General features: G+C 67.8%; 1 protein-coding gene and 1 pseudogene. One reads left to right on the forward strand and one right to left on the reverse strand.

All coding sequences use genetic code 11. The annotated features are described in order from the left end of the window. Positions 1-93: pseudogene (locus tag ACPXCS_RS39570) on the forward strand (glycoside hydrolase); the annotation flags it as partial. 314 nt (positions 94-407) lie between these two features. Here ACPXCS_RS39570 and ACPXCS_RS39575 read toward each other — a convergent pair. Continuing rightward, positions 408-1427 (reverse strand): multicopper oxidase family protein (locus ACPXCS_RS39575; RefSeq protein ID WP_425952355.1); only part of this gene is annotated, 1020 nt, incomplete at its 5' end.

Genomic DNA, 1427 nt, shown 5'->3' on the forward strand with positions numbered 1-1427 from the left:
GGCAAGTTCGTCGGAGCGCAGAACCCGTCCACGGGCATCGCCGAGAAGGACCTCTCCTGGGATCCCCCGACCGGGGCCGTGCGCGTACTCTGACCCGCGACCCCGCCGGTCGCAGAAGCGTCACTTCGCTCGGCCAGTTCTCTGGAAGAGGAGAGCGGCCCTCGCGCAGGCAAGGCTCTGACCGGCCCGGCATGCGGATCGTTGGCGGCACCCCGCTGCGGTGCGGACTGCTGAGCCCCGTTTCCTTCGTCCGGTACCCGGCCTTCGGCGACGATCTCCCCACTGAGGCACCCCGCGGATGGCTCGCTCGGCCCGAACGGCAAGGGAGAACGTGGGCCCACATGTACGCCGGTCCGGACGGGCCCATCGGAATTTGGCGGGCCCGTCCGTCAGACGTACGGAGAATGTCAGGCCTCGTAGGCCACGTTGGCCATCATCCCGGCCTCGCCGTGGTAGGCGTTGTGGCAGTGCAGCATCCACTGGCCCGGGTTGTCGGCGTCGAAGAAGACGGACAGCTTCTTCTTGGGCAGGACGATCGCGGTGTCCTTGCGGGGACCGGAGTCGCCGATCTGGTACGTGTGGCCGTGCAGGTGCATCGGGTGCCACATGTCGGTGTCGTTGACGAAGTCGAGCCGTACCCGCTGCCCTTCCTCAATCATGATCGGATTCGTCTCGGGGTTGGCCATGTCGAAGGGCTTGCCGTTGATGGCCCAGTTGTACTTGTCCATGCCGCCGGTTAGCTTGAGCTGGTGCGTCACATCGGTCCTGGCGGTCTCGAACCGTACGTCGTCTGTGGCACGCAACTGCGACGCCGTCATGATCATGCCGTCGAGTTCCTTCGGGCGGACGGTCGGCTTCGGGGCGCTGCCCGATCCCGTACGCACCAGGGCGAAACCGTTTGCGTCCTTGCCCTCGGCCACGGCAACCAGCGGGAAGACCCCGTCCCCCAGCGTGACGAGCACGTCGTAGCGCTCGCCCATGCCGACCAGCAGGGCGTCGACCTCCTGGTGCTGGACCGGGAAGCCGTCGGTGTGGGTGATGGTCAGCTTGTGGCCGCCGAGGGCGACGCGGTAGGCGGTGTCCCCGCCGGCGTTGATGATGCGGAGTCGCACCTTCTTGCCGGGCTTGCCGGTGTAGACGTCCGGGTCGGTCGCCACGCGGCCGTTGATCAGGTGGTGCGGGTACTTCACGTCGCCGGCGTCGCCGCCGAGCAGGGGGCTTTCGGCGCCCATGAGCATGAACTTGCCCATCGACATGCCGCCGGACGAGGAGGCGGAGGCCGAGGGGGACGCCGAGTCCCCACCCATGCCCATTCCGCCCATGTCCCCCATGTCGTGGCCCTCCATGCCGCTGGAGCTGGGGCTGCTGCTCTCTCCCATGCCGTGGCCCATGCCGCCCATGCCCTGCCTGAGTTCGGCGAAGACCTC

Source organism: Streptomyces sp. DT190, from assembly GCF_049846985.1.
GTDB lineage: Bacteria > Actinomycetota > Actinomycetes > Streptomycetales > Streptomycetaceae > Streptomyces.